Here is a 23,028-nt window from a genome sequence, read left to right on the forward strand (position 1 = left end):
GTGTTCACATCCCTGTCATGCTCCTGTCATGGCGGGGATGTTCGCTTTCAGGAGCCGAGGCAGCAAACCCCCAGGTAAGGGCGCTTCCCCAGCGTCCGAAGGAGAGCGAGTGGCCACACCCTCCACGCGTTCCGCATCCGTGCGGCGCACCTACGTCCTCGACACGAGCGTCCTCATCTCCGACCCGGCCGCGATAACGCGGTTCGCCGAGCATGAGGTCGTCATCCCGATCGTCGTGATCACCGAGCTGGAGGCCAAGCGGGACCACCCCGAACTCGGGTACTTCGCCCGCCAGGCGCTGCGCTCGCTCGACGATCTGCGGGTCGAACACGGCCGGCTGGACGACGAACTCCCGATAGGGGAGTTCGGCGGGACCCTGCGTGTGGAGCTCAACCACTCCGATCCGAGCGTGCTTCCGGACGGCTTCCGGCTGGGCGACAACGACACGAGGATCCTCTCCGTGGCCCGCTGGCTGTCCAAGGAGGGCAAGGACGTCGTCCTGGTCTCCAAGGACCTGCCGCTGCGCGTCAAGGCGTCCGCGGTCGGCCTGACGGCCGAGGAGTACCGGGCCGAGATGGTCGTGGAGACCGGCTGGACCGGGATGCGCGAGCTCGAGGTGGCCGCCGAGCAGGTGGACGAGCTGTTCGAGACCCAGCGCCTCGATCTTGAGGCGGCCCGCGAGCTGCCCGTGCACACGGGCCTGCGGCTGCTGTCGGCGCGCGGCTCGGCGCTCGGCAGGGTGCTGCCCGACAAGTCGGTGCGGCTGGTGCGCGGCGAGCGCGAGGCGTTCGGCCTGCGCGGCCGCTCGGCCGAGCAGCGCGTCGCCCTCGACCTGCTGCTCGACGAGGAGGTCGGCATCGTCTCGCTCGGCGGGCGTGCCGGAACGGGCAAGTCGGCGCTCGCCCTGTGCGCGGGCCTCGAGGCGGTCCTGGAACGCCGTCAGCACCGCAAGGTCGTCGTCTTCCGGCCGCTGTACGCGGTCGGCGGGCAGGAGCTCGGCTATCTGCCGGGCTCGGAGAACGACAAGATGTCGCCGTGGGCGCAGGCCGTCTACGACACGCTGTCGGCGGTCACGACTCCCGAGGTGATCGAGGAGGTGTTGGACCGCGGCATGCTCGAGGTCCTGCCGCTCACCCACATCCGGGGCCGCTCGCTGCACGACTCGTTCGTGATCGTGGATGAGGCGCAGTCGCTGGAGCGCGGCGTGCTGCTGACCGTTCTGTCCAGGATCGGGCAGAGCTCGCGTGTCGTGCTCACCCACGATGTGGCACAGCGTGACAACCTCCGGGTCGGCAGGCACGACGGCGTCGCGGCGGTCGTGGAGCGGCTCAAGGGCCACCCGCTGTTCGCGCACGTCACGCTGAGCAGGTCCGAGCGCTCGCCGATCGCGGCGCTGGTGACCGATCTGCTCAACGACATGGGCGCGTAACGCCCGTTATCTGATCACTGACCGCCCGTGCCTTGGCACGGGCGGTCACATTTCCGGGTGCGCGGCGTCACATTTCCGGGACCCGTGAGTCCAGTGTGACGACAATCACACAACCAACCCGCGTAACCCGGAATCCCAGCTCCACCGGCGTTTGCGGGGGCTTTCCGGCGTGTTGACCGCCGCCGGACCGGTTCCGAACATCTCGTTCCGCTTGCGGACCACCCCCGATCCTGCGGCAGGGTGTGTGCCGGAGCGCTTGGGCTCCGTATGACCGCCACTTGACCGCACGCTGGGGAAGGGAGCCCGACGGTGACGACGCAGACGCCTCCGACGGCCTGGGACCCCGCGGGCCCAGAAAGCCCGCACCCTGACGTGAAGGTGGCGGGTTCGCCGCTGACCGATCCCGACGGCGAACCCCTCGATCTCGTCATCCGCGACGACAAGGGCATCAAGGGCAAGCTGCTCTTTGTGGGCGGCGCCGTCGCCGCCCTCGTCGCGGTCGGCGTCGCCGCGTTCACCATCGTGGGCCTGGACGACGCCGACGGCTCCGCGAACGCCGCCGCCACCGTGGCGCCGGACGCGAACCAGCCGACTCCCGAGACGACGCCGCTGTCGGCCGAGGAGAAGAAGAAGGCGCTCAAGGACCGGGCCATCGCCGCGGCCGCCAACGACGCGGTCCCGTCGCTGAAGACGAAGACCGGCCCGACGCCCACGCCGTCCGCGACGGCTCCCACCGAGGTGAGCGGCGGAGCGGGGCCCGCGGTGTCCCCTGGCACCGCGCAGGCGATCGCCAAGGGCATGCTGAAGGGCTACGGCTGGGACCCCAAGACCCAGTTCGGCTGCCTGTACAACCTGTGGAACAAGGAGAGCGGCTGGCGGACCACCGCCGGCAGCGTCAACGGCCCGTACGGCATTCCGCAGGCCAACCCCGGCACCAAGATGGCCTCGGCGGGCCCGAAGTGGCAGACCGACGCCGCGACCCAGATCAAGTGGGGCTTCGGCTACATCAAGGGGCGCTACAGCACCCCGTGCGGCGCGTGGTCGCACTTCCTCGCCAACCACTGGTACTAGGCGCACGCCCCGGGCCGTCCTCCTGAGCGGGGACGCCGCCCGGCACTTCACAACCCCATAAGCGGCGGGCCCCCATGAGGCACGGACGCCTCTCCCGTCGCGCCCACCCCGGATGAGCGGACCCCTCGGTCCGCGCCCGCGCGCCCCCGTGCGCGCTTTTCCCGGAGCCCGGTTCGTCATCCGTTGACGGCTCTGCCCGGGGTGGTCTCCGCCTGCGATGCGACCGGCGTCCGGCTGACGAAAGGAAACCCTTATGTCCGGGCACACCTCCCCCCAGGCCCCCCAGAACGGTCATCGCGTTCACCGGGGTATCGTCCGCAAGATCGCGGTCGTTACGGCCTCCGGGCTGGTTTTCGGACTCGGCGCGGCGCTGCCCGCGCAGGCGGCGTCCACCCAGAAGGTCGTCACCGCACAGCAGACGGGCGCGGTGGCCGGCGCGGTGCAGGCCCCGGCCGTCAAGAAGAAGAAGCTCACGCGCAAGCAGCGCAACCAGGCCATCGCGAAGAAGCACGTGGCCAAGCGCGGCTGGTCCCGCGAGCAGTTCCGCTGCCTCGTCAAGCTGTGGAACAAGGAAAGCAACTGGAACCACCGCGCCTACAACCGCTCGTCGGGCGCGGGCGGCATCCCCCAGGCCCTGCCCGCCGCCAAGATGGCGTCGTCGGGCAAGGACTGGCGCACGAACCCCGAGACCCAGATCAAGTGGGGCCTCAAGTACATCAAGTCGCGCTACGGCAAGCCGTGCAGCGCGTGGGCGCACTCCGGCGCGACGGGCTGGTACTGACGCCGCGTAACGCGTCGCGGTACTGATCGCGGGGACGATCGGCTGCCCAACGGGGGGCTCCGGGCGGGTCAAGACCACGGGCCACGGGTCACGGCCGCGCCGCCGATCTGCCAAGCTCCTGTGCCGAAGCACCGCAGTCATGATCACTATGCGTGACGGGCGGTGATGGACACCTGCGTGTCACCTCACACGGTGGGCGGAGCACGGGCGAACCCCGTGCTCCGCAAGCGCCCCGGAGTCCTTAGCGGGTCTCGAACACGGCGTCCGGCAGTCCGCGTCAGCGGGCACGCCGTACGGGGCGGGAGCCGTTCGCGGTACGGCCGGTGCCGCGACCGAAGAAGGAACCGTTCGTGAACGAACGCACGCAGCAGTCCCACAGCCCCACCCGGTCGCGCGTACGCCGCGTGACCGTCACGCTCGCCGCGTCCGCGGCGCTGCTCGCGCCGGCCCTTCCCGCGGTCGCGGCCGAGGGCGCGCCGCGTCCGTCGGGATACCAGCGCGACGACGCCGACCGCCGCAAGGACCGGGCGGACGAGCCGCGCAGGGCGTCCGCGCACAAGCCCCGCCTCATCCAGGACGCCGAGCCCCAGAGCGGACCCCGCGTTACCAAGCCCCGTAACGCCGGTCCCCGAGCCGTCGGCTCCCCCAAGGACCACGACAGGCACATCTACGACTTCTACGACCACCAGCGCGACTTCTACGGCCGCGACGACTACGACAAGTACGACGACAAGTACGACCGCGACAAGCACGACGACTACGACGACTACGACCGCGACGACGACGGCTGGGGCGGCCCGCCCAGGGACCACGGCAAGCCGCCCGTGAAGGACCACGGCAAGGACCACGGCCGTGACCACGGCAAGAAGGACAAGGGCGACAAGCCGCGCTCCGGGAAGCCGCACGTGAAGAAGCCACGGCACAAGCACCACAAGCCGCGCAGGAAGCTCACCCGCGTCCAGCACAACAAGCTGCTCGGCTGGCGGATGGTCGACAGGTACGGGTGGAAGCGTGCGCGTCAGTGGCCGTGCCTGCGCAACCTGTGGGCCCGCGAGAGCGGCTGGAGCCACCGCGCCCACAACTCGGGCTCGGGCGCGCACGGCATCCCGCAGGCGCTGCCGGGCGGCAAGATGGCCTCGGCGGGCCGTGACTGGGCGACCAACCCGAAGACCCAGATCAAATGGGGCCTGCGCTACATCAAGTCGCGCTACGGCAGCCCCTGCGCCGCCTGGGCCCACTTCGGCGCACGCAACTGGTACTGAGCCACCGGTACTGAGCCACCGGTACTGAGCCGCCGGTACTGAGCACTGTGACGACCCCGGCCTGCGGGCCGGGGTCGCGCGCTATTTCCGGCCCGTCATGCGCAGGACGTCAAGTGCCTCGTCCAGCTGGTCGAGGGTGAGGTCGCCCGCCTCGACGTAACCGCGCTCAAGGACCACCTGCCGGATCGTCTTGCGCTCGGCGAGCGCCTGCTTGGCGACGACGGCCGCCTCCTCGTACCCGATGTACCGGTTCAGCGGCGTCACGATCGACGGGGAGCCCTCGGCGTACTCGGCGAGGCGTCCCACGTTCGCCTCGATCCCGCTGACGCACCGGTCGGCCAGCAGCCGGACGACGTTCGCGAGCAGCGAGATCGACTCGAGCAGGTTGCGGGCCAGCATCGGCAGCTGCACGTTCAGCTCGAACGAGCCCGACGCCCCGCCGAACGCGATCGCCGCGTCGTTCCCGACGACCTGCGCCGCGACCATCGCCACGGCCTCGGGCAGCACGGGGTTCACCTTGCCCGGCATGATCGACGACCCCGGCTGGAGGTCGGGAAGCCGGATCTCGGCGAGCCCCGCGCGCGGCCCCGACCCCATCCAGCGCAGATCGTTGGCGATCTTGGTGAGGCTCACCGCGACGGTGCGCAGCGCGCCGCTGGCCTCCACCACGGAGTCCTGCGCGCTCTGCGCCTCGAAGTGGTTGCGCGCCTCGCGGATCGGCAGCCCGGTCCGCTCGGCGAGCAGTTCGACGGCCCTGGCGGCGAACCCGTCGGGCGTGTTGATGCCGGTGCCGACCGCGGTGCCGCCCAGCGCGAGCTCGCCGAGCCGGGGGAGCGTCCCCTCGAGCCGCTCGATCCCATAGCGGACCTGCGCGGCATACCCGGCGAACTCCTGCCCGAGCGTGACGGGCGTCGCGTCCATCAGGTGGGTCCGGCCCGACTTGACGAGGTCGGCGAACTCCACGGCCTTGGCCTCGAGCGCGTCGGCGAGATGGGCCAGCGCGGGCGTCAGATCCGTCACGACGGCCTCGGTGGCCGCCAGGTGCAGGGAGGACGGGAAGACGTCGTTGGACGACTGTGAGGCGTTCACGTGGTCGTTGGGGTGGACGGGACGGCCCAGCCGCCCCTCGGCGAGCGTCGCGATGACCTCGTTGGCGTTCATGTTGGAGGAGGTGCCCGAGCCCGTCTGGTAGACGTCGACGGGGAACTCGGCGTCCCAGCGGCCCTCGGCGACCTCGTCGGCGGCCGCGGCGATCGCGTCGGCGACGTCGGCGGGCAGCACGCCGAGCTCGGCGTTCGCGCGCGCGGCGGCGGCCTTGATCAGCGCCAGCGCCCGGATGTGCGGCCCCGACAGGGGTCTTCCGGAGATCGGGAAGTTCTCCACCGCCCGCTGCGTCTGCGCCCGCCACTTGGCCTCAGCGGGAACCCTGACCTCGCCCATCGAATCGCGTTCAACGCGGAACTCGCCCATGTCGGGTCAGACGTCGCGGGGGCCCGGGTTATTCCGGGCGTCCCGCTTTCCCCGGAGGGCCGGGGTCAGCCCCGGTCGATGTCGACGTACGTCTGCTCGCCCTGCGCGGCAGGCTTGGCTTCGCCGTTCACGGTCACCTTGCAGACCTGGCCGTCGCTGACCGTGACGTCCATCGGGACCTTGTTCGAGCGGAACAGCTGGCCGTCGGGGATCGTGGTGTTCTGCACGTCGGCCGCCGCGCCGCCCACCCCGCCGCTCATGATCGTCAGCTTGCACGCGCCGCCCTCGGCCTTGACGACCAGGACGTCGGTGGTGGCGCTGACGCTCGTGCCGACGTCGCCGGTCGGGTCCGCGACGGACGGCCCCGCGGGCTCGTCGCCGCCGCTGAGGCCGATGATCACCGCGATCACGATGCCGACCGCGAGGACCCCGAGCCCGCCGAAGAGCAGCGGCCGCAGGTCGCCCTGACGGCTCTGCTTGGCCCGGTGCGCGCCGCTGCGGCGGCTCGGCAGCCCGGCCGACGACAGCGCGTTCACCATGCTCTCTCCCGGCGTCTGGCCCGCGCTGCGTTTGGGCGTCGCGGCGCGGTCGAGCCGTTCGGCGAGGCGGGCGTGTGTGAGCCTGCGGCGCGGGTTGCGCTGGAGCAGGCCGTTGATGATGGGCCCGAGTTCACCCGAACGCTGTGACGGGTTCGGGTCCTCGGTGAGGACTGCCGACAACGTCGCCATGACGCTTTCGTGGTCGAACGGCGGCCTGCCCTCGACAGCACAGTACAGGGTCGCGCCAAGTGACCACAGATCGGACTCCGGGGTAGCTTTCTCCCCGCGCGCCACTTCCGGCGCGACGTACGCGGGCGACCCTACGAACGTGCCCACCTTGGTGATGGTCGACGAGCCGTTGGTGATGGCGAGCCCGAAGTCGGTGAGCACGACCCGGCCGGGCGCGAGCAGCACGTTCGACGGCTTGATGTCGCGGTGCAGCACCCCAGACGCGTGCGCCTCGGCCAGCGCCGCGACGAGCTGACGGCCGATGCCCGCCGCCTCGTCGGGCCGCAGCGGACCGTGCTCCTTGATGTGCTGCTCGAGGGTGGGCGCCTCGATGAGCTCCATGACGATCCAGGGCCGCGCGTGCTCCTGGACGACGTCGTAGACCTCGATGATCGACTTGTGCCGGACGCGCGCTGGGGCCCTGGCCTCGCGCAGCGTCCGGCGGTAGAACACGACGCGGTCGGCGTCGTCGAGCTCCGCTGGGAAGCGGATCTCCTTGATGGCGACGTCGCGCTCTAGGAGCTCGTCGTGGGCTCGCCACACCGTGCCCATCGCCCCGTGTCCGAGAGCCTGGAGCAGGCGGTAGCGCTTCGCCAATACGAAGTCCACCGTCTCAGTCATGCCGGACAAGATACAGGAGCGTCGCGCTTGTCAGACACCGTATGCAATGTCCGTCGGGATCGGTTTCCACGGCCTCCGGACACGGGGACAAAGGCGGGTCAGCGGCGTCCGATGGTGAGGACGGGACCCGTGGTGTCGGCGAAGAAGTCCTCGCCCTTGTCGTCCACGACGATGAACGCGGGGAAGTCCTCGACCTCGATCTTCCACACCGCCTCCATGCCGAGCTCGGCGTACTCCAGCACCTCGACCTTGCGGATGCAGTCCTGCGCCAGCCGCGCGGCGGGGCCGCCGATCGAGCCGAGGTAGAAGCCGCCGTACTCCTTGCACGCGTTGGTGACCTGCTGCGACCGGTTGCCCTTGGCCAGCATGACCAGGGAGCCGCCCGCCGCCTGGAACTCCGCGACGTAGGAGTCCATCCGCCCGGCCGTCGTCGGGCCGAACGAGCCGGACGCGTAGCCCTCGGGCGTCTTGGCCGGGCCCGCGTAGTAGACGGCGTGGTCCTTCAGGTACTGCGGCATGCCCTCGCCCGCGTCGAGCCGCTCCTTGATCTTGGCGTGCGCGATGTCGCGCGCGACGACCAGCGGGCCGCTCAGCGACAGCCGGGTGCGGACGGGGTAGCGCGACAGCTCGGCCCGGATCTCGGCCATCGGACGGTTCAGGTCGATCCTGACGACCTCGTCGTCGAGGTGGTCGTCGGTGGTGTCGGGCAGGAAGCGGGCGGGGTCGGTCTCCAGCTTCTCAAGGAACACGCCCTCGGCGGTGATCTTCGCGACGGCCTGGCGGTCGGCCGAGCACGACACCGCGATCGCGACGGGGCACGACGCGCCGTGCCTGGGCAGCCGGATGACGCGTACGTCGTGGCAGAAGTACTTGCCGCCGAACTGCGCGCCGATGCCGAGCTTCTGCGTCAGCTCGAACACCTGCTGCTCGAGCTCCAGGTCACGGAAGCCGTGGCCGGTCGGCGAGCCCTCGGTGGGGATGTAGTCCAGGTAGTGGGCGCTGGCGTACTTGGCGGTCTTCAGCGCGTACTCCGCCGACGTCCCGCCGACCACGATCGCCAGGTGGTAGGGCGGGCAGGCCGCCGTGCCGAGGCTGCGGATCTTCTCCTCGAGGAACGCGAGCATCCGCTTGGGGTTCAGGACCGCCTTGGTCTCCTGGTACAGGAACGACTTGTTGGCGCTGCCGCCGCCCTTGGCCATGAACAGGAACTTGTACTCGTCGCCCGGCTCGGCGTACAGCTCGACCTGGGCGGGCAGGTTCGTGCCCGTGTTCTTCTCGTCCCACATCGTCAGCGGGGCCATCTGCGAGTAGCGCAGGTTGAGCCGCGTGTACGCGTCGTAGACGCCGTGTGAAAGGTGGGCGGCGTCCTCGCCGTCGGTGAGCACGTGCTGGCCGCGCTTGCCCATGACGATCGCGGTGCCGGTGTCCTGGCACATCGGCAGGACGCCGCCGGAGGCGATGCCCGCGTTCTTCAGCAGGTCGAGCGCGACAAAGCGGTCGTTGGGGGAGGACTCGGGGTCGTCGAGGATCCGGCGCAGCTGGGCGAGGTGCGCGGGCCGCAGCAGGTGCTGGATGTCGCGGATCGCGGTCTCCGCGAGCAGCCGCAGCGCCTCGGGCTCGACCTGCAGGAACGTGCGCCCCGCGGCCTCGATCGTGGACACGCCCTCGGTGGTCAGGAGCCGGTACTCCGTCTCGGTGTCCTTCCCCAGGGGAAGCAGCTCGGTGTGGACGAATTCCGCCATCTCATCCCTCGCACATCTCGTTCGGCAGGCCGTCTAAGGGTAAAGGGTCGCCCTGAGCGGATCGCCCCGCAGGTCACGCCCGCCGCGACGAGCAGGCAGCCGGTGACCTCGGCGGCCGTCGGCAGGCCGCGGCCGATGACGGCCGTGGCGGCCACCGCCGCGACCGCGATCAGCCCCCCGTAGGGCGCCGCCCTGTCGGCCCCCAGCCGGCCCAGCGCGCGGTACCAGAGCAGGAACGCCACGACGGTGATCACCAGGCCGATGTAGCCGAACGCGGCGGCCTCGGTGGGCGTGGGGAGCCGGAAGGACTCACCGGTGAGCAGGGCCGCGCCCGCGAGCAGCGGGACGGCGAGACCCACCGAGTAGGCCGACAGCCGTACCGCCCCCAGCCTTGGCAGCAGAGGGACGGCGAGGAGGGAGAACAGCGCCTCCCCGGCCAGGGCTCCGAGAGCGTAGGCGAGGCCGCGAAGATCACCCCCGCCGAACCCGCTGGCCAGCGCCGCCCCCGCGCTGACGGTCAGGGCCGCGAGGACGAGCCGCCTCGACGGCCTCCGCCCCTGCGCGAGCGGCCCGATGACGGAGATCACCACGGGCGAGCAGCCGAGGACCGCCCCTACCGTCGCGGGAGACGCCGTCTTGACCGCCTCGACAAGGCAGTAGTTGAACCCCGCGAGGCCCGAGGCGGCAAGCGCGAGCAGCAGCGCCCACTCCCGCGCCCCCTTGGGCGGCGTACCGGCGGCCCGTACGGCGAGCGGAAGCAGGACGGCCGCCGCGATCGCGTACCTGAGCGCCTGTCCTGTCAGGACGGGATACGCCGTGACGGTCGTGGAGACCGCCGCCATCGTCCCGACGAGCGCCATTCCCGTCGCGGCGGCCATGCCCGCGCCGACGTCCCCCGGTTCTCTCATGCGGGTGACGCTAGGGCGGAATTGGACCCAGAATGAGAGCCAATCAACAGCCGGGATTCAGGACCATTGGGGGCGCCGGGTGGGCGACCTGCACGTGGCGGTGGACCGGACGGCGGGCAGGCTCGCCGCGCAGCTCGCGGCGGGGCTGCGCGCGGCAGTCCGGGAGGGGCGGCTCGCGGGAGGGGCGCGGCTGCCCTCGTCACGCAGCCTGGCCGCCGACCTCGGGGTCTCCCGCGGCGTCGTGGTGGCCGCGTACGAACAGCTCGTGGCCGAAGGCTTCCTGCTGGCCCGTACCGGCGACGGCACCCGCGTCGCCCACGTCCCCGCAAGCCGCGCCACCCGGACACACGGCGACAACCAGCGCGTCACACCCGTCGAATACGACTTCCGCCCAGGACGGCCCGACCTCGCCCAGTTCCCCCGCGCACGCTGGGCAGCGGCCTACAAACACGCCCTGGACACAATGCAGCACGACGACTTCGCCTACCCCGACCCCGCAGGCGTCCCCCCACTACGCGAAGAACTCGCCGCATACCTCGGCCGCGTACGCGCCGCCGACACAAGCCCCGACCTGATCGTCATCACCAGCGGCGTAGCCCACGCCCTCTCCATAATCGCCCACCTCCTCACAGGAGAGGACCCGGGGTCAAGCTCGGGGGAGGAGCGCGTGGGCCCCCTCGCAGTGGCGAACCCGCAGCCAGGCCCGAGTGAGGAGCACGCGAGCTTCCTCGCAGGGGAGGACCCGGGGTCGGGCTCGGGTGGAGAGCGGGCGGGCCTGCTCGCGGTGGGGGACCCGGGGCCAGGTTCGGGTGAGGGGCGCACGAGCCTCCTCGCAGGGGAAGACCCGACGTTGGGGTCGGGTGGGGAGCCCACAAGCCCCCTTGCAGGGGAGGGCCGGGGGTCGGGTGAGGAGGGCGGGGGCCTGTTGGCGGTGGAGGATCCGACGTCGGAGCGGCAGATTCCGCTGCTTGAGGCGGCGGGGGCGCGGGTGGTGCGGATTCCGGTGGACGCGGAGGGCCTTGATGTCGCGGCCCTGGCCCGCTCGGGCGCGCGGGCCGTGCTCGTCACACCGGCGCATCAGTTCCCGACGGGCGTCGTGCTCTCCCCGGCGAGGCGCGCCGCGCTCGTCGACTGGGCGCGCCGCACCGGGGGAGTCATCGTCGAGGACGACTACGACGCCGAGTTCCGCTATGACCGCGAGCCCGTCGGCTGCGTCCAGGGCCTCGCGCCGGACCGCACAGTGCTGCTCGGCTCGCTCAGCAAGGCGCTCGCGCCGGGCCTGCGGCTCGGCTGGCTCGCCGCCCCCGCCCGCCTCGCCGAGGCCGCCGCGCGGCACCGCGCGCGCACCGACCTCGGCGCGCCGGTGGTCGAGCAGCACGCGCTGGCGCGCTTCCTCGCCTCGGGCGCGCACGACCACCAGGTGCGCAAGGTGCGCAGGGTCTACCGGGCCCGCCGCGACGCCCTCGTCGCGGCCCTGGCCCGCGCGCTGCCCGAAGCAAGGGTCGGCGGCGTCAGCGCGGGCCTGCACGTGTACGTCGAGATCCCCGGCCTGCCCGACGACGCCGAGACGCGCGCGGCCCATGCCGGCGTCGCCGTCCAGCGCTGCGGCCCAGGACTAGTCCTCGGCTACGGCGGCGTGTCCGAACGGCGTATCCCGGCAGGGATCTCCCGACTCGCCCGCGCGCTCACCCCTTAGGCGGCCGCGGGCTCGGCGGCTCCCGCCGTCGGCTTGGGCGCGAAAGACGGCGCGAGCAGCACGATCAGCAGGATCAGCCCGGCCGGGATGGTGAAGGCAAGCCGCAGGTTGCTAGCCCCGTCCGCGGGCGCGAACGCCCCGATGATCGCCGCGCCAAGGACGAACCCGACATAGTTGAACAGGTTGACCCGGGACACCGCGATGCCGAGCCCCGTCCCGTCCACCCGGTCGGCCGCCGAGAACGCGATCGGCGCGACGACACAGACCCCGAGCCCCATGACGGTCACCGCAGCGATCGCCACAAGCGCGCTAGGCGAGAGGATCACCCCGAGCATCCCAAGGAACCCGACGACGGCCCCGGCCCGCACGACGAGCACCGGCCCGAACCGCCGGACGCCGAAGTCCGCGATGCTCCGGCTGAGCACCATCGCCACCTGGTAGGCCACGTAGGCCAGCGGCGCGACGGTCGAGCTGGCGTCGAGCTCGTCCTCGAGGAACTTGGCGCTGTAGTTCGAGATCGCCGCGTCGGCGATGTAGAACGAGCCCATCGCGACCCCGACGAGCAGGATCGGCCGCCACGGCACCCGCTTGGCCGCCGCCTTGATCTCCTCGGCCGACGGCCCTCCGGCCTCCTCGGCGCGCTTGTAGAGGTACCGCCCGAGGAACAGCGCCCCGGCGATCCCGAGGGCGGAGGGGATCACGAACCCCTCGAACAGCGACAGGTCCCGGCTGTTGGCGAACGACGCCCACAGCCCGCCCGCGATGCCCGCGACGCTCCACACGGCGTAGAAGCCGGAGATGACGCTCCGCCCCTCGTGCCGTTCGACGGCGACGGCCTGCGCGTTCATGGACGCGTCTACAGCGCCCACGAAAAGGCCGAACAGCGCGACGGCCCCGTAGAGCGGCAGCAGTTCGCCCCCGGTAAGGCCGATCAGCACGGACGCCACACAGACGGCGGGTTGTGCGACGCGCAAGACGACCGCGCTGCCGTACCGGGCGAAGAGAAGTCCGGAAAGCGCGCTGCCCACCCCGGCGATGACCGGGACGAGCAGGAGGACGATGGCGAGGTCGGCGTCGCTGAGCCCGTGCGCGTCCTGGATCTGGGGGACCCGGGTGACGAGTGAGGCGAAGCACAGTCCTTGGATGGCGAAGGCGCCGAAGGTGGCGAGCCTTGCCTGGCGGTCCCGCATGGACGCCCCCCGAAAAGGTGAGAGAAGTTCGGGAAAGGCTAGGGATCGCCCGATTCCCGGTCAAGGGGGTCGACCGTAGCGGACCTGCGCCCATCGGGCAGCCGCACCCAGACCGTCTCACCCGGCACAAGGTCCTCGACCGAGCGCAGCACCTCGCTATCGGCCCCCTGGACGATCGCGTACCCACGGGCCAAGGTGGCGGCCGGAGACAGCGCGGTGAGGCGGGCGCGCGTATGCGTCAGCCTGTCCTCGGCCCGGTCGAGCGCCACCCCGAGCGCCCTGCGCGCCCTGTCACGCGCGGCCAGTACCTGCTCATGCTTGCGCTCGACCTCGCGCACCGGATCGGCAAGCGCCGGACGCGACCGCAGCGAGTTCAGCCAGGTCAGCTCGCGTTCGATCCGGCCGGTCACCGACCTGCGGCCCCGATCCCTGAGCTGCCTGACCGCCGCCAGCTGCTCGCGCACGTCCGGCACGACGCGCTTGGCGGCGTCGGTCGGGGTCGAGGCGCGGTGGTCGGCGACGAGGTCGAGCAGCGGCGCGTCCTGCTCGTGCCCGATCGCCGAGACGACGGGCGTGCGCGCCGCCGCGACCGCGCGGACCATGGTCTCGTCGGAGAACGGCAGCAGGTCCTCAAGCGACCCGCCGCCCCGCGTGATGATGATCACCTCGACCGACGGGTCCGCGTCCAGCCTGCGCAGCGCCTCGACCACCTCGCCGACCGCGTGTGAGCCCTGCACGGCCACCGGCTCGACCTTGAACGCCACGGCCGGCCAGCGCCTGCGCGCGTTCTCCAGCACGTCGCGCTCGGCCGCCGAGTCCCGCCCGCACACGAGCCCGATCGTGCCCGGCAGGAACGGCAGCGGCCGCTTGCGCTCGGGCCGGAACAGCCCCTCGGCCGCGAGCACGCGCTTGAGCTGTTCAAGCCGCGCGAGCAGCTCGCCGACGCCGACCGCGCGCACCTCGATCGCGGCGAGCGAGAACGTGCCGCGATTGACGTAGAAGTCCGGTTTGGCATGGATGACGACTCGGGCCCCGTCGACCACCGCCGGGTTGTCGAACACCCCGCGCGCCCCCACGACCCGCACCGAGATGTTCGCCGCCGGGTCGCGCAGCGTCAGGTAGACGGTGCCGCCGCGCCGGTTCAGCTCGGTGATCTGCCCCTCGACCCAGACGCGTCCGAGCCGTCCGATCCACCCGCCGACGGCGTTGAGCACCGTCCGCACGGGCACCGGGTTGTCCGCCGAGGTCTCCAGAGCCATAAGGGGAGCCTAGAGGGCGGCACCCCGTAGGCTTGCCGCATGGCGCAGGACGAGACGCTCTCGTATGAGAAGGCCCGCGACGAGCTCGCGGAGGTGGTGAAGCGCCTGGAGACCGGAGGGCTCACGCTCGAGGAGTCCCTGGTGCTGTGGGAGCGGGGGGAGAAGCTCGCTTCGGTGTGCGAGGAGTGGCTGGAAGGCGCCCGCGCGAGACTCGCGGCCGCGATGGCCCCGCAGTCCGACGAGGACGCCCCCTTCTAAGCCGGGTCCTAGCCTTCGCCGCCGATGGGCTGTGCCTTCAGCGCGTCCGCCAGGACGGTCAGCTCGGCGAACGACGCGGTGCCCGTCACCACGACGGTGCTCGCGGGCAGCCGCAGCACGAGCGAGCTCTGGTTCTTGTCCTTCTGGAAGTACTCGCCCCAGGACGAGCCGTCGATGACGCGCGACGCGGCGGGCGGCTCAGAACCCGACCTCGGCACGTTCGTCATCCGGCGTACGAAGCCCTTGTCTCCGTCCGGCCGCTCGTCGCTCTGCACGAGCGCCGCGTGCGCCCCGGACGGGGTCGCGAAGCCGAGGTGCCAGGTGAGCGCCGCGTCCTTCTCGCCGACCCCGGTGACCCGGCTCGCGTTCGCATACCAGCCAGAAGGCAGGTTCTCCGGTACGAAGACGGCGAAGTCGGCCGCGCGCGCGAAGCCCTTGGCGTCGAAGGAGTACTCGACGGTCTTGGGCTCGGCGTCGTCGACGCTGCCGGGCGTGAGCACCCACGCGGCCGCCGCGAAGGCGAAGCACGCCGCGATCGCGATCCAGAACTGGCCGGGACCAGACAGGTACCGCTTGAGGAAGCCCTCGGAGACGACCCTCGTCTCGGTGCGGGGCGCGCTCACTGCTCGCCCTTGATCGTGCCGAGGATCGCGATGATCGACGCCGACAGCCGGTCGGCCCGCTCCTTGTCGTCCACGAACGAGACCTCGGACACAGCGCCGAGCATCGCACCCGTCAGCACGATCGCGAGGGGCTCGTTGAAGCGGCTGTCTTCGGCCTGGAAGAGCGCGGCGTTGCGACGCGCCCACTTGCGCAGGCGTTCCCGCATGATCCTGTCGAATCCGGGAGGACCGTCGCCGGACAGGAACAACCGGGACAGCTCACGCTCCTCGACTGACCCCGCGAGGTAGGCCGCCGCGCCCGCGAGGAACAGCCGCTGCGGGTCGCGCTCGCCCTCGTCGCGGGCCTTGTAGATGGCCTCGCGGGTGCGGTCCTGCTGGCGGGCCTGGAACTCTTCGAACAGCGTGAGGTAGAGGTCGGCCTTGCCGTTGAAGTGGTGGTAGAGGCTGCCGACGCTGGCCCCGGCCTTGGCCACGATGTCGGTGACGGCGGCCTGCGCGAAGCCCTCCTGGGCGAACACCTCACGGGCGGCCCTGAGGAGGGCGCCCCGGGTGGCCTGGCCCCGCTCGGAGACCCTGGTGGAGGTCTCCTCGATCTCGCTGCTCATGGGCACTGAGATTACGCCACGCGAGCACGCCCCGGTTCTTGGGTCGGGGGCCTGGTCTGGTCCAATTTGTGAGAAGGGCTTGCGAAATCAGAGAATCACGGTGAACCCGTCTTCGACCGAAGGGTCCGCAATGTCTGAAACCTCACCTTTGGCCGCAGCGCCGGAGGCGCCCGACCGCAACCTCGCCCTTGAACTCGTCAGGGTCACCGAGGCCGCTGCGCTCGCCGCCGCGCGCTGGGTGGGCCGGGGCGACAAGCTGGGCGCCGACGGTGCCGCCGTCAACGCCATGCGTCAGCTGATCAACACAGTCTCCATGCAGGGGGTCGTGGTGATCGGCGAAGGGGAGAAGGACAACGCCCCGATGCTCTACAACGGCGAGGAGGTGGGCGACGGGACCGGCGCTGAGTGCGACGTGGCGGTCGACCCCATCGACGGCACCACGCTGAACGCGCTCGGCATGCCCAACGCGATCGCGGTGCTCGCGGTGGCCCCCCGGCACTCCATGTACGACCCCTCGGCCGTCTTCTACATGGAGAAGCTGGTCACCGGGGCCGAGGCCGCCGACGTCGTCGACATCGAACGGCCCGTAGGCGACAACATCCGCGCCGTGGCAAGGGCCAAGGGCTCGGCCCCTGAGGACGTCACCGTGGTGATCCTCGACCGGCCGCGCCACGAGTCGATCGTCAAGGAGATCCGGGAGGCCGGCGCGCGGATCAAGTTCATCCGCGACGGCGACGTGGCGGGCGCGATCATGGCCGCCCGCGCGGGCACCGGCGTCGACCTGCTGCTCGGCATCGGCGGCACCCCCGAGGGGATCATCGCCGCCTGCGCGATGAAGTGCCTCGGCGGCGTCATCCAGTCGCGGCTGTGGCCGCAGGACGAGGCCGAGCGGCAGAAGGCCATCGACGCGGGCCACGACCTCGGCCGCGTGCTCACCACCGACGACCTCGTCAGCTCCGACGACGTGTTCTTCGCCGCCACGGGCATCACCGACGGCGAACTCGTCAAGGGCGTCCGGTACGTCAAGGGCGTGGCGACCACCCACTCGCTGGTCATGCGCGGCCGCAGCGGCACCGTCAGGCGGGTCGACGGCGAACACCGCCTCAACAAGCTGCGCGCCTACTCGGCGATCAACTTCGACGCCCCCGCCTAGCCGTTCGGCCTTCCGGTCCAGAAGCGCCGCGAGCGCTTGGGCGGTTTGGGGGGCTTGGGGCGGATCACCTCGACGGAGCCGAGCAGAAGGGTCCCGGTCAGCTCGACGACCGGGGCCTCGCCGTCCGGGACGGCGGGCCAGGCGGGCACGGGCTCCTTCACCGACCCCGCCATCGACCGCCCGGTGAAGCGCACCACGACCTCGCCGGGCACGTGCAGCCGCACCCTGCCGAACAGCGAACTGAGATCGAGCACCACATGACGGTGCTGGAGGATCGCCTCACGAAGATCGATCTCGACCTTGCCGAACACGGCGGCGACCGGAACCCGCCCCGGCACCACCCACCGCCCCTCCTGCCGGTGCGACCCGAACAGCGCGACGACCTGCCCGGCCTCCACCTGGAACGGCTGCTTGTCCTCGGGCAACAGATCAAGCGTGAACACCGTCAGCTCCCCGAGCGTCCGCGCCGCGAACACGCCCTCAAGCCGCTCAGCGTGCTCCTCCGCCGTCAGCCTCCCGTCAACGACGGCCTCCCGCAGCACCTCCGCGACCCTGTCCCGGTCGGCATCAGAGGCCCTCAGATCACGAGCCGGCACATCAGAGTCCACCCCCCGACCCTAAGCCAAACCCCCCACCCCCAACACCCAAACCCACCCCCACCCACCCCCGAAAAGCACCCCTCCCAGTCCCAAACAACACCCCTCCACCCGCAGGGCCACGCGCCAGCCTGTGCGCCGCGCAGCGTGCCCACCGCGGCCACACACCCCCTCCACCCCGCACCCCCTCCAACCCTGCGCGAAGAAATACACCCCACAGCGCCACACGCCACCCCTCCACCCCGCAACCTGCCCACCGCGGCCACCCACCCCTCCACCCCGCAGTCCCTTCGGGACTGCGGGACGGGAAGTAGCCCACAGCGCCACGCGGCAGCCCCTTCACCCCGCGATCCCGAAGGGCTGTGCGGGAAGGGAAGCAGCCCGCAGGGTCGCGCGGCAGCCTCTTCACCCCGCGATCCCGAAGGGTTGTGCGGGAAGGGAAGTAGCCCGCAGGGCCGCGCGGCAGCCTCTGCGCGGCGCAGTCCGATGGGGACTGCGGGAAGGGAAGCGGCCCGCAGCGCCACGCGGCAGCCTGTGCGCCGCGCAGCGTGCCCACCGCGGTCGCGCGGCACCCCCTCCACCCCGCAGTCCCGAAGGGACTGCGGGACGGGAAGTAGCCCGCAGGGTTGCGCGGCGGTTTCTGCGCGGCGCAGCGTATTCGTCGCGGTCGCGTGCCAGCGCTTTTACCCCGCAGTCCCGAAGGGACTGCGGGAGGGGAAGTAGCCCGCAGGGTCGCGCGGCGGTCTCTGCGCGGCGCAGCGTGTTCGTCGTGGTCGCGCGCCAGCGCTTTTACCCCGCAGTCCCGAAGGGACTGCGGGGTAAATAAGGGGGGTGTTAGGGGCGGGTGGCTAGTTTGGCCAGGCGGTTCTCGTACATGCGGACGAGTTCCGGGCGGGCGGCGTGCGCTGCCTCGTACTCCAGCAGGACGGCCACCTCGGAGGCCGTCAGCTTGCGCAGGCGGGCGCGCAGCGACGCGTGCGTGAGGTCGTCGTAGTCGGGCACGGGAAGGTCAGCCACGGTCAGCGTGGCGACCTCGGCGATCGGGGCGCTCAGGCCCGCTGAGGGCTCGTCGGCGGCCGGTGTGACCTCGTCGAGCTCGACGGTCTCCGACGCGGGCCCGGCGGCGACGTTCGGCACCGGGTCGAGCTCCTCCTCCAGGACCTGCACCGGCGAGGCGGCTTCCACGGCCTCGGCGGGCTCGGCGGCCTTGGCGGCGGGCTTGCCGAGGGAGATCTCCGCCGGCGGCTTGGCCACCGGCGTCGGCGCCGACTCCTCGGCGGGCACCGGGGAGGGCTTGGGCACGACCAGTTCCAGGACCCTGCCTACGGGGGTGCCCTCCAGCTTGGAGGTCAGCTTCCCGGCGTCGGCGAGGAGCCTGTCGAGGACCGGACCGAAGTCACGCTCCCGCACGCTCCGGACGTCCTTGGTCACCCGGTCGGTGAGCAGAAGGGCGCGGCCCACGCCGAACATGGCGAGCCGTGCCGCGTGGATCGGCAGATCCCTGACCTGCTCGTTCAGGGTCTCCTGTACCTGCTTGCCGACTTCTCGCGGGTTACGCGACATCTTTCACTGCTCCCTGCTGATCCGAGAACACACCGTATAGGGCACTACGGGGGAAGTGTTCTTTCCAACTGTGCCGTAATCGTGGGTTTCCGGTCACCCCCCGTAAACGGAAATATCTCCGGGCGGTGCGTGCATTGGGTCACATGCCCGCACGGGTATCGGTGCCGGGGTCGCGGAACGTAAAGTGTGGGCATGACCGCTACGAGCACGCGTGAGACGAGCGAGCAGGGCAAGGCCAAGAGGGGCAAGGTGCTTCTGGCCAAGCCCCGCGGATACTGCGCCGGCGTCGATCGCGCCGTGCAGACGGTGGAGAAGGCGCTGGAGAAGTACGGCGCCCCTATTTACGTCCGTAAGCAGATCGTGCACAACAAGCACGTGGTCAAGACCCTCGAAGGACTCGGCGCGATATTCGTGGACGAGACCGACGACGTGCCAGAAGGCGCGATCGTGATCTTCTCCGCGCACGGCGTCGCCCCGGTCGTCCACGACCAGGCCGCCGAGCGCAACCTCAAGACGATCGACGCGACATGCCCGCTCGTCACCAAGGTCCACCGCGAGGCCGTCCGCTTCGCCAAGGACGATTACGACATCCTGCTCATCGGGCACCAGGGCCACCCCGAGGTGATCGGCACCTCCGGCGAGGCCCCCGCGCACATCCAGCTTGTCGACGGCCCCGCCGACGTCTCCAACGTCACGGTCCGTGACCCCGACAAGATCGTCTGGCTCTCCCAGACCACCCTGTCGGTGGACGAGACCAACGAAACCGTCGACGCGCTCCGTGAGCGGTTCCCGTCGCTGCAGAGCCCCCCGTCGGACGACATCTGCTACGCCACCCAGAACCGGCAGACCGCGATCCGTGAGATCGCCGCGCGCGCCGACCTGGTGATCGTGGTCGGATCGCGTAACTCCTCCAACTCCGTCCGGCTTGTCGAGGTCGCCAAGGACTACGGCGCGAAGGACGGCAAACTCGTCGACTACGCCGAGGAGATCGACCCCGCGTGGCTCGAGGGCGTCGAGACCGTCGGCGTCTCCAGCGGCGCGTCGGCCCCCGACATCCTTGTGCGCGGCGTCCTCGACCTCCTGGCGGCGCACGGTTTTGACGACGTCGAGGAGATCGAGTCCGTCCGCGAGCACATGGTCTTCGCGCTGCCGCACGAGCTGCGCAAGGACCTGCGCGCCTGACCTCACGTCCGCTCGTCCCATCGGACGGGGTCCTCCTCGGCGTAACGCTCCCGGGTGAGCCGGAAGCCGTCGGCCTTGAGCGTCAGCTCGCGCCACGCCGTCAGCAGGCCGCGGCGCACCGCGATCACCGCGACCGCGACCGTGCCCGCGAGCAGCCACGGCGCGCGCGTCACGAGGTCGAGCGGCAGCGCCACCAGCATGCTCTGGGTGAACGTGCGGTCGCCGAGCATCCCGACGGCGTTCGCGAACAGGGTCCCCAGCAGGTACAGCACGGGCGGGGCGACGACGAGGACGGGCAGGTCGTCGGGCCGCGTCGCCAGCGCCGCCAGCACACAGACCGCCACAAACGCGACACCGGGCAGCACCCACAGGTCCGCGAGCGCGCCAGCGAACGTCCCGGCGAACACCACCGCGACCGCGCCGCGCGCGGTCAGGCTGACCGTCGGACGCCGCCGCCTGCGCTGCGCGGTCCGCGCCGCGTCCGGCTTCTTCTTCCCGCCGGGCTTCTTCTTCTCCCGGGTCTCGGTGCTGCTCATCGGGCATCCTCCGGACGCGAACTGGCGTGGTGGACGGGATCGGGGACCTGCGGCACGGCGTCGGGCAGCAGCTCGGCGGCCGACAGCGCGCGGGGGGACTCCTCGACGGGACGCGGCCCGGCGAGGACGGCGTCGGTGACGCCGAGTTCGTTCAGCTTGCGTGCGGTGACCAGGACCCGGTTCTCCAGCGAGCCGACGGTCCGGTTGTAGGCGCGGACGGCCCCGGTGAGGCCGCGGCCGAGCTCGTCGAGGTGGCCGCCGAGGGTGCCGAGCCTGTCGTACAGCTCGCGGCCGAGGGCGAAGACCTGCCTCGCGTTGCGGGAGAGCGCGGCCTGCTGCCAGGTGTAGGCGGCGGTGCGGAGCATGCTGATCAGGGTCGTGGGGGTGGCGATGTGGACCCGTCGGGCCATCGCGTACTCCAGCAGCGAGGGGTCGCGCTCCAAGGCGGGCGCAAGGAACGCCTCTCCGGGGACGAACAAGACGACGAACTCAGGGGCCGGGGAGAAGGCTTGCCAGTACGTCTTGGCAGCCAGGCGGTCCACGTGGTCCCTAAGGTGCCGCGCGTGGGCGTCGAGACGGTTCTCCTTGCCTTCGGCGGCCTCAAGGTAGGCGGCCAGGGAGACCTTGGAGTCCACGACGATCGTCCTGCCCTCGGTCAGCTTGACCACGAGGTCCGGCCTGACGACGCCGTCGGCGGTCGCGGCCGACGCCTGCTCGGAGAAGTCGCAGTGCGGCGTCATCCCGGCCAGCTCCACGACCCTGCGCAACTGCAGCTCGCCCCAACGGCCGCGCGCTTCCGGACGCTGTAGCGCGCGCACGAGCGTGCGCGTCTCACCGCGCAGCTGCTCCGACGTCTGCCGCACGAAGTCCACCTGCTTGGCGAGCATCGCGTGCGACTCCCTGCGGCTCGCCTCAAGCTCGCCGAGCTGCTCCGACACCCGGCCCAGCGTCTCGCGCAGCGGGGCGACGAGATGCTCGACGGCCTGCTTACGCCGCTCAAGCTCGCCCGCCGCCTCCACGCCCGCAGCACGCAGCCGCGTATCGGCGAGCTCAAGGAACCGCTGATTGGAGGCGTCGAGCGCGCGCGCTGAAAGGGCCTCAAAACGCTCGACCATAGCCCGCTCGGCGTACGCGAGCTTGTCTTCTGCGGCCTTGGCGCGGGCGATGAGCGCGGCCTGGCGGGCGGTGGCGAGCGCGAAGCCCAACACGACGCCGATAAGCAGCCCGGCAAGGAGTCCCGCACTCATGACCTGATCGTTGCACGGACGCGGGCGAATCGTTCTCCACGGCGCGGCACGAGTTCGGTTGTGCGCCGTCCCCGAATCCGTCCGGAAGGTTGTCACGCGGCGGCTGCACCGTGAGAATCCGGACATGTCCTCCTTCCGGCATGACCTGTCCCTGCGCCCGGACGCGCCCCCGACCCGGCGCGCGCGGATCTTCAACACGATCATCCGCAACTCCGGGCGGCGGCTGTGGGCGTCGTCGGCCTCCACCGACGACGGGCTCGTCCGCTTCCGCAGGATCAACGCCGCGCTGCGCAGCAGGGCTCCCCGGGGCGTCAGGATCACGCCGCACGTGTTCGAGGACTTCTCCGCCGAGTGGGTACGCGCCGGCGAGACCGACGACGGCAAGGTCGTCCTGTATCTGCACGGAGGCGGGTACTTCTTCGGCAGCCCGATCATGTACCGGGGCCTTTCCTGGCGGCTCTCGGCGGCCACAAGGCGGCCCGTCCTGGTGCTCGACTACAGGCTGGCCCCAGAGAACACCCCGGCTGACGCGCTCGAAGACGCCGTCACCGCTTACGACTTCCTCCTGGCGATGGGTTACGCGGCCCAGGACGTCGTCGTAGGAGGGGACTCCGCAGGAGGGCACCTTGCGCTGTCCCTCCTGCACGCGCTCAAGCGGCGGGGGAGCGAGCTGCCCTCGGCCGTCGTGGCGATCTCGCCTTGGGCCGACCTGCTGTGCGCGTCGGACTCCCACACCGCCAACGCCGACGGCGACCACGTCATCCCAGCCGTCAAGCTCAAGTGGCTCGGAGAACAGTTCTGCAAGGCCGCCGCCGAAGGGGACCCGCTGTTCGACCCCGTGCACGGCGACTACAAGGGCTTCCCGCCCCTCATGCTGATCTCCAGCAGCACAGAGATCCTCCGTGACGACGCCCGTAACGTCGCCGCGAGGGCGGCCGCCGCAGGGGTCGAGGTCGTCCACCGCGAATGGAATGACCAGGCGCACGTCTTCCCCGTCTTCGCCGACTACGTCCCGGAAGGCAAGGCCGCCATAGCCGACATCGCCGAGTTCCTGCGCTCGCGCTGAGCA

Annotated in this window: 21 protein-coding genes; 9 read left to right on the forward strand and 12 right to left on the reverse strand. The window is 71.1% G+C overall.

Features of this window, described 5'->3' with window-relative positions:
• The first annotated feature begins 109 nt into the window (after positions 1 to 109).
• The 4 genes from R9X44_RS02315 (at position 110) to R9X44_RS02330 (ending at position 4,543) form a co-directional block, all read left to right on the forward strand.
• Positions 110 to 1,429 carry a PhoH family protein gene (locus tag R9X44_RS02315; RefSeq protein WP_319812240.1) on the forward strand — a complete coding sequence of 440 codons (1,320 nt, stop codon included), beginning with the start codon at positions 110 to 112 and terminating at the stop codon, positions 1,427 to 1,429.
• A 309-nt stretch (positions 1,430 to 1,738) separates the two neighbouring features.
• Positions 1,739 to 2,500 carry a lytic transglycosylase domain-containing protein gene (locus tag R9X44_RS02320; RefSeq protein WP_319812241.1) on the forward strand — a complete coding sequence of 254 codons (762 nt, stop codon included), beginning with the start codon at positions 1,739 to 1,741 and terminating at the stop codon, positions 2,498 to 2,500.
• 253 nt (positions 2,501 to 2,753) lie between these two features.
• Positions 2,754 to 3,281 (forward strand): transglycosylase SLT domain-containing protein, encoded by a 528-nt coding sequence (locus tag R9X44_RS02325; RefSeq protein ID WP_319812242.1) that lies wholly within the window; start codon positions 2,754 to 2,756, stop codon positions 3,279 to 3,281.
• A gap of 350 nt (positions 3,282 to 3,631) precedes the next feature.
• Positions 3,632 to 4,543: a hypothetical protein gene (locus R9X44_RS02330; protein ID WP_319812243.1), complete on the forward strand. Its 912-nt coding sequence runs from the start codon at positions 3,632 to 3,634 to the stop codon at positions 4,541 to 4,543.
• 81 nt (positions 4,544 to 4,624) lie between these two features.
• Here the strand turns inward: R9X44_RS02330 and R9X44_RS02335 are convergent, their stop codons facing one another.
• From R9X44_RS02335 to R9X44_RS02350, 4 genes are all read right to left on the reverse strand, one after another.
• Complete coding sequence (locus tag R9X44_RS02335) at positions 4,625 to 6,013, reverse strand: class II fumarate hydratase (protein ID WP_319812244.1); 1,389 nt, start codon at positions 6,011 to 6,013, stop codon at positions 4,625 to 4,627.
• 65 nt (positions 6,014 to 6,078) lie between these two features.
• On the reverse strand, positions 6,079 to 7,401 hold the full coding sequence (locus R9X44_RS02340) for a serine/threonine-protein kinase (protein WP_319812245.1): 1,323 nt from the start codon (positions 7,399 to 7,401) through the stop codon (positions 6,079 to 6,081).
• Positions 7,402 to 7,499: 98 nt separating this feature from the next.
• Complete coding sequence (locus R9X44_RS02345; RefSeq protein WP_319812246.1) at positions 7,500 to 9,143, reverse strand: fumarate hydratase; 1,644 nt, start codon at positions 9,141 to 9,143, stop codon at positions 7,500 to 7,502.
• Positions 9,074 to 10,051, reverse strand: a complete 978-nt coding sequence (locus R9X44_RS02350) for a DMT family transporter (protein WP_319812247.1) — start codon at positions 10,049 to 10,051, stop codon at positions 9,074 to 9,076. The genes R9X44_RS02345 and R9X44_RS02350 overlap by 70 nt, the downstream gene beginning before the upstream one ends.
• Before the next feature lie 79 nt (positions 10,052 to 10,130).
• On the opposite strand from R9X44_RS02350, the gene R9X44_RS02355 reads away from it, so the two are divergent.
• A complete protein-coding gene (locus tag R9X44_RS02355; RefSeq protein ID WP_319812248.1) occupies positions 10,131 to 11,747 on the forward strand; it encodes a PLP-dependent aminotransferase family protein in 1,617 nt (538 codons plus the stop codon).
• Here R9X44_RS02355 and R9X44_RS02360 read toward each other — a convergent pair.
• Together R9X44_RS02360 and xseA are read right to left on the reverse strand one after the other, a co-directional pair.
• Positions 11,744 to 12,937: an MFS transporter gene (locus tag R9X44_RS02360; protein ID WP_319812249.1), complete on the reverse strand. Its 1,194-nt coding sequence runs from the start codon at positions 12,935 to 12,937 to the stop codon at positions 11,744 to 11,746. The two genes, R9X44_RS02355 and R9X44_RS02360, sit on opposite strands and share 4 nt — an antisense overlap.
• A gap of 38 nt (positions 12,938 to 12,975) precedes the next feature.
• On the reverse strand, positions 12,976 to 14,196 hold the full coding sequence (xseA, locus tag R9X44_RS02365; protein WP_319812250.1) for an exodeoxyribonuclease VII large subunit: 1,221 nt from the start codon (positions 14,194 to 14,196) through the stop codon (positions 12,976 to 12,978).
• A gap of 39 nt (positions 14,197 to 14,235) precedes the next feature.
• Here xseA and R9X44_RS02370 point away from each other — a divergent pair, with 39 nt between their 5' ends.
• Positions 14,236 to 14,454 carry an exodeoxyribonuclease VII small subunit gene (locus R9X44_RS02370; protein ID WP_319812251.1) on the forward strand — a complete coding sequence of 73 codons (219 nt, stop codon included), beginning with the start codon at positions 14,236 to 14,238 and terminating at the stop codon, positions 14,452 to 14,454.
• An 8-nt stretch (positions 14,455 to 14,462) separates the two neighbouring features.
• Here the strand turns inward: R9X44_RS02370 and R9X44_RS02375 are convergent, their stop codons facing one another.
• Positions 14,463 to 15,077, reverse strand: a complete 615-nt coding sequence (locus R9X44_RS02375) for a DUF4245 domain-containing protein (RefSeq protein ID WP_319812252.1) — start codon at positions 15,075 to 15,077, stop codon at positions 14,463 to 14,465.
• Complete coding sequence (locus R9X44_RS02380; protein ID WP_319812253.1) at positions 15,074 to 15,682, reverse strand: TetR/AcrR family transcriptional regulator; 609 nt, start codon at positions 15,680 to 15,682, stop codon at positions 15,074 to 15,076. The genes R9X44_RS02375 and R9X44_RS02380 overlap by 4 nt, the downstream gene beginning before the upstream one ends.
• A 130-nt stretch (positions 15,683 to 15,812) precedes the next feature.
• On the opposite strand from R9X44_RS02380, the gene glpX reads away from it, so the two are divergent.
• Entirely contained in the window at positions 15,813 to 16,835 is a 1,023-nt protein-coding gene (gene glpX / locus R9X44_RS02385; RefSeq protein WP_319812254.1) for a class II fructose-bisphosphatase, read from the forward strand.
• On the opposite strand, the gene R9X44_RS02390 is transcribed toward glpX, so the two are convergent.
• Both R9X44_RS02390 and R9X44_RS02395 read right to left on the reverse strand, forming a co-directional pair.
• On the reverse strand, positions 16,832 to 17,443 hold the full coding sequence (locus R9X44_RS02390) for a DUF1707 domain-containing protein (RefSeq protein WP_319812255.1): 612 nt from the start codon (positions 17,441 to 17,443) through the stop codon (positions 16,832 to 16,834). The two genes, glpX and R9X44_RS02390, sit on opposite strands and share 4 nt — an antisense overlap.
• 822 nt (positions 17,444 to 18,265) lie before the next feature.
• Positions 18,266 to 18,994, reverse strand: coding sequence for a hypothetical protein (locus R9X44_RS02395; RefSeq protein ID WP_319812256.1), 729 nt, complete (start codon positions 18,992 to 18,994; stop codon positions 18,266 to 18,268).
• Between the two features lie 192 nt (positions 18,995 to 19,186).
• On the opposite strand from R9X44_RS02395, the gene R9X44_RS02400 reads away from it, so the two are divergent.
• Positions 19,187 to 20,176: a 4-hydroxy-3-methylbut-2-enyl diphosphate reductase gene (locus tag R9X44_RS02400; RefSeq protein WP_319812257.1), complete on the forward strand. Its 990-nt coding sequence runs from the start codon at positions 19,187 to 19,189 to the stop codon at positions 20,174 to 20,176.
• Between the two features lie 2 nt (positions 20,177 to 20,178).
• Here the strand turns inward: R9X44_RS02400 and R9X44_RS02405 are convergent, their stop codons facing one another.
• The gene (locus tag R9X44_RS02405; RefSeq protein WP_319812258.1) at positions 20,179 to 20,712 is read right to left on the reverse strand and encodes a DUF6542 domain-containing protein; all 534 of its coding nucleotides are present in this window, start codon (positions 20,710 to 20,712) and stop codon (positions 20,179 to 20,181) included.
• Positions 20,709 to 21,959: a DNA recombination protein RmuC gene (locus R9X44_RS02410; protein WP_319812259.1), complete on the reverse strand. Its 1,251-nt coding sequence runs from the start codon at positions 21,957 to 21,959 to the stop codon at positions 20,709 to 20,711. The genes R9X44_RS02405 and R9X44_RS02410 overlap by 4 nt, the downstream gene beginning before the upstream one ends.
• Positions 21,960 to 22,083: 124 nt before the next feature.
• On the opposite strand from R9X44_RS02410, the gene R9X44_RS02415 reads away from it, so the two are divergent.
• A complete protein-coding gene (locus R9X44_RS02415; protein ID WP_319812260.1) occupies positions 22,084 to 23,025 on the forward strand; it encodes an alpha/beta hydrolase in 942 nt (313 codons plus the stop codon).
• The last annotated feature ends 3 nt before the right edge of the window (positions 23,026 to 23,028 follow it).

The sequence above is a fragment of the Actinocorallia sp. A-T 12471 genome (genome assembly GCF_033875155.1).
GTDB lineage: Bacteria > Actinomycetota > Actinomycetes > Streptosporangiales > Streptosporangiaceae > Actinocorallia.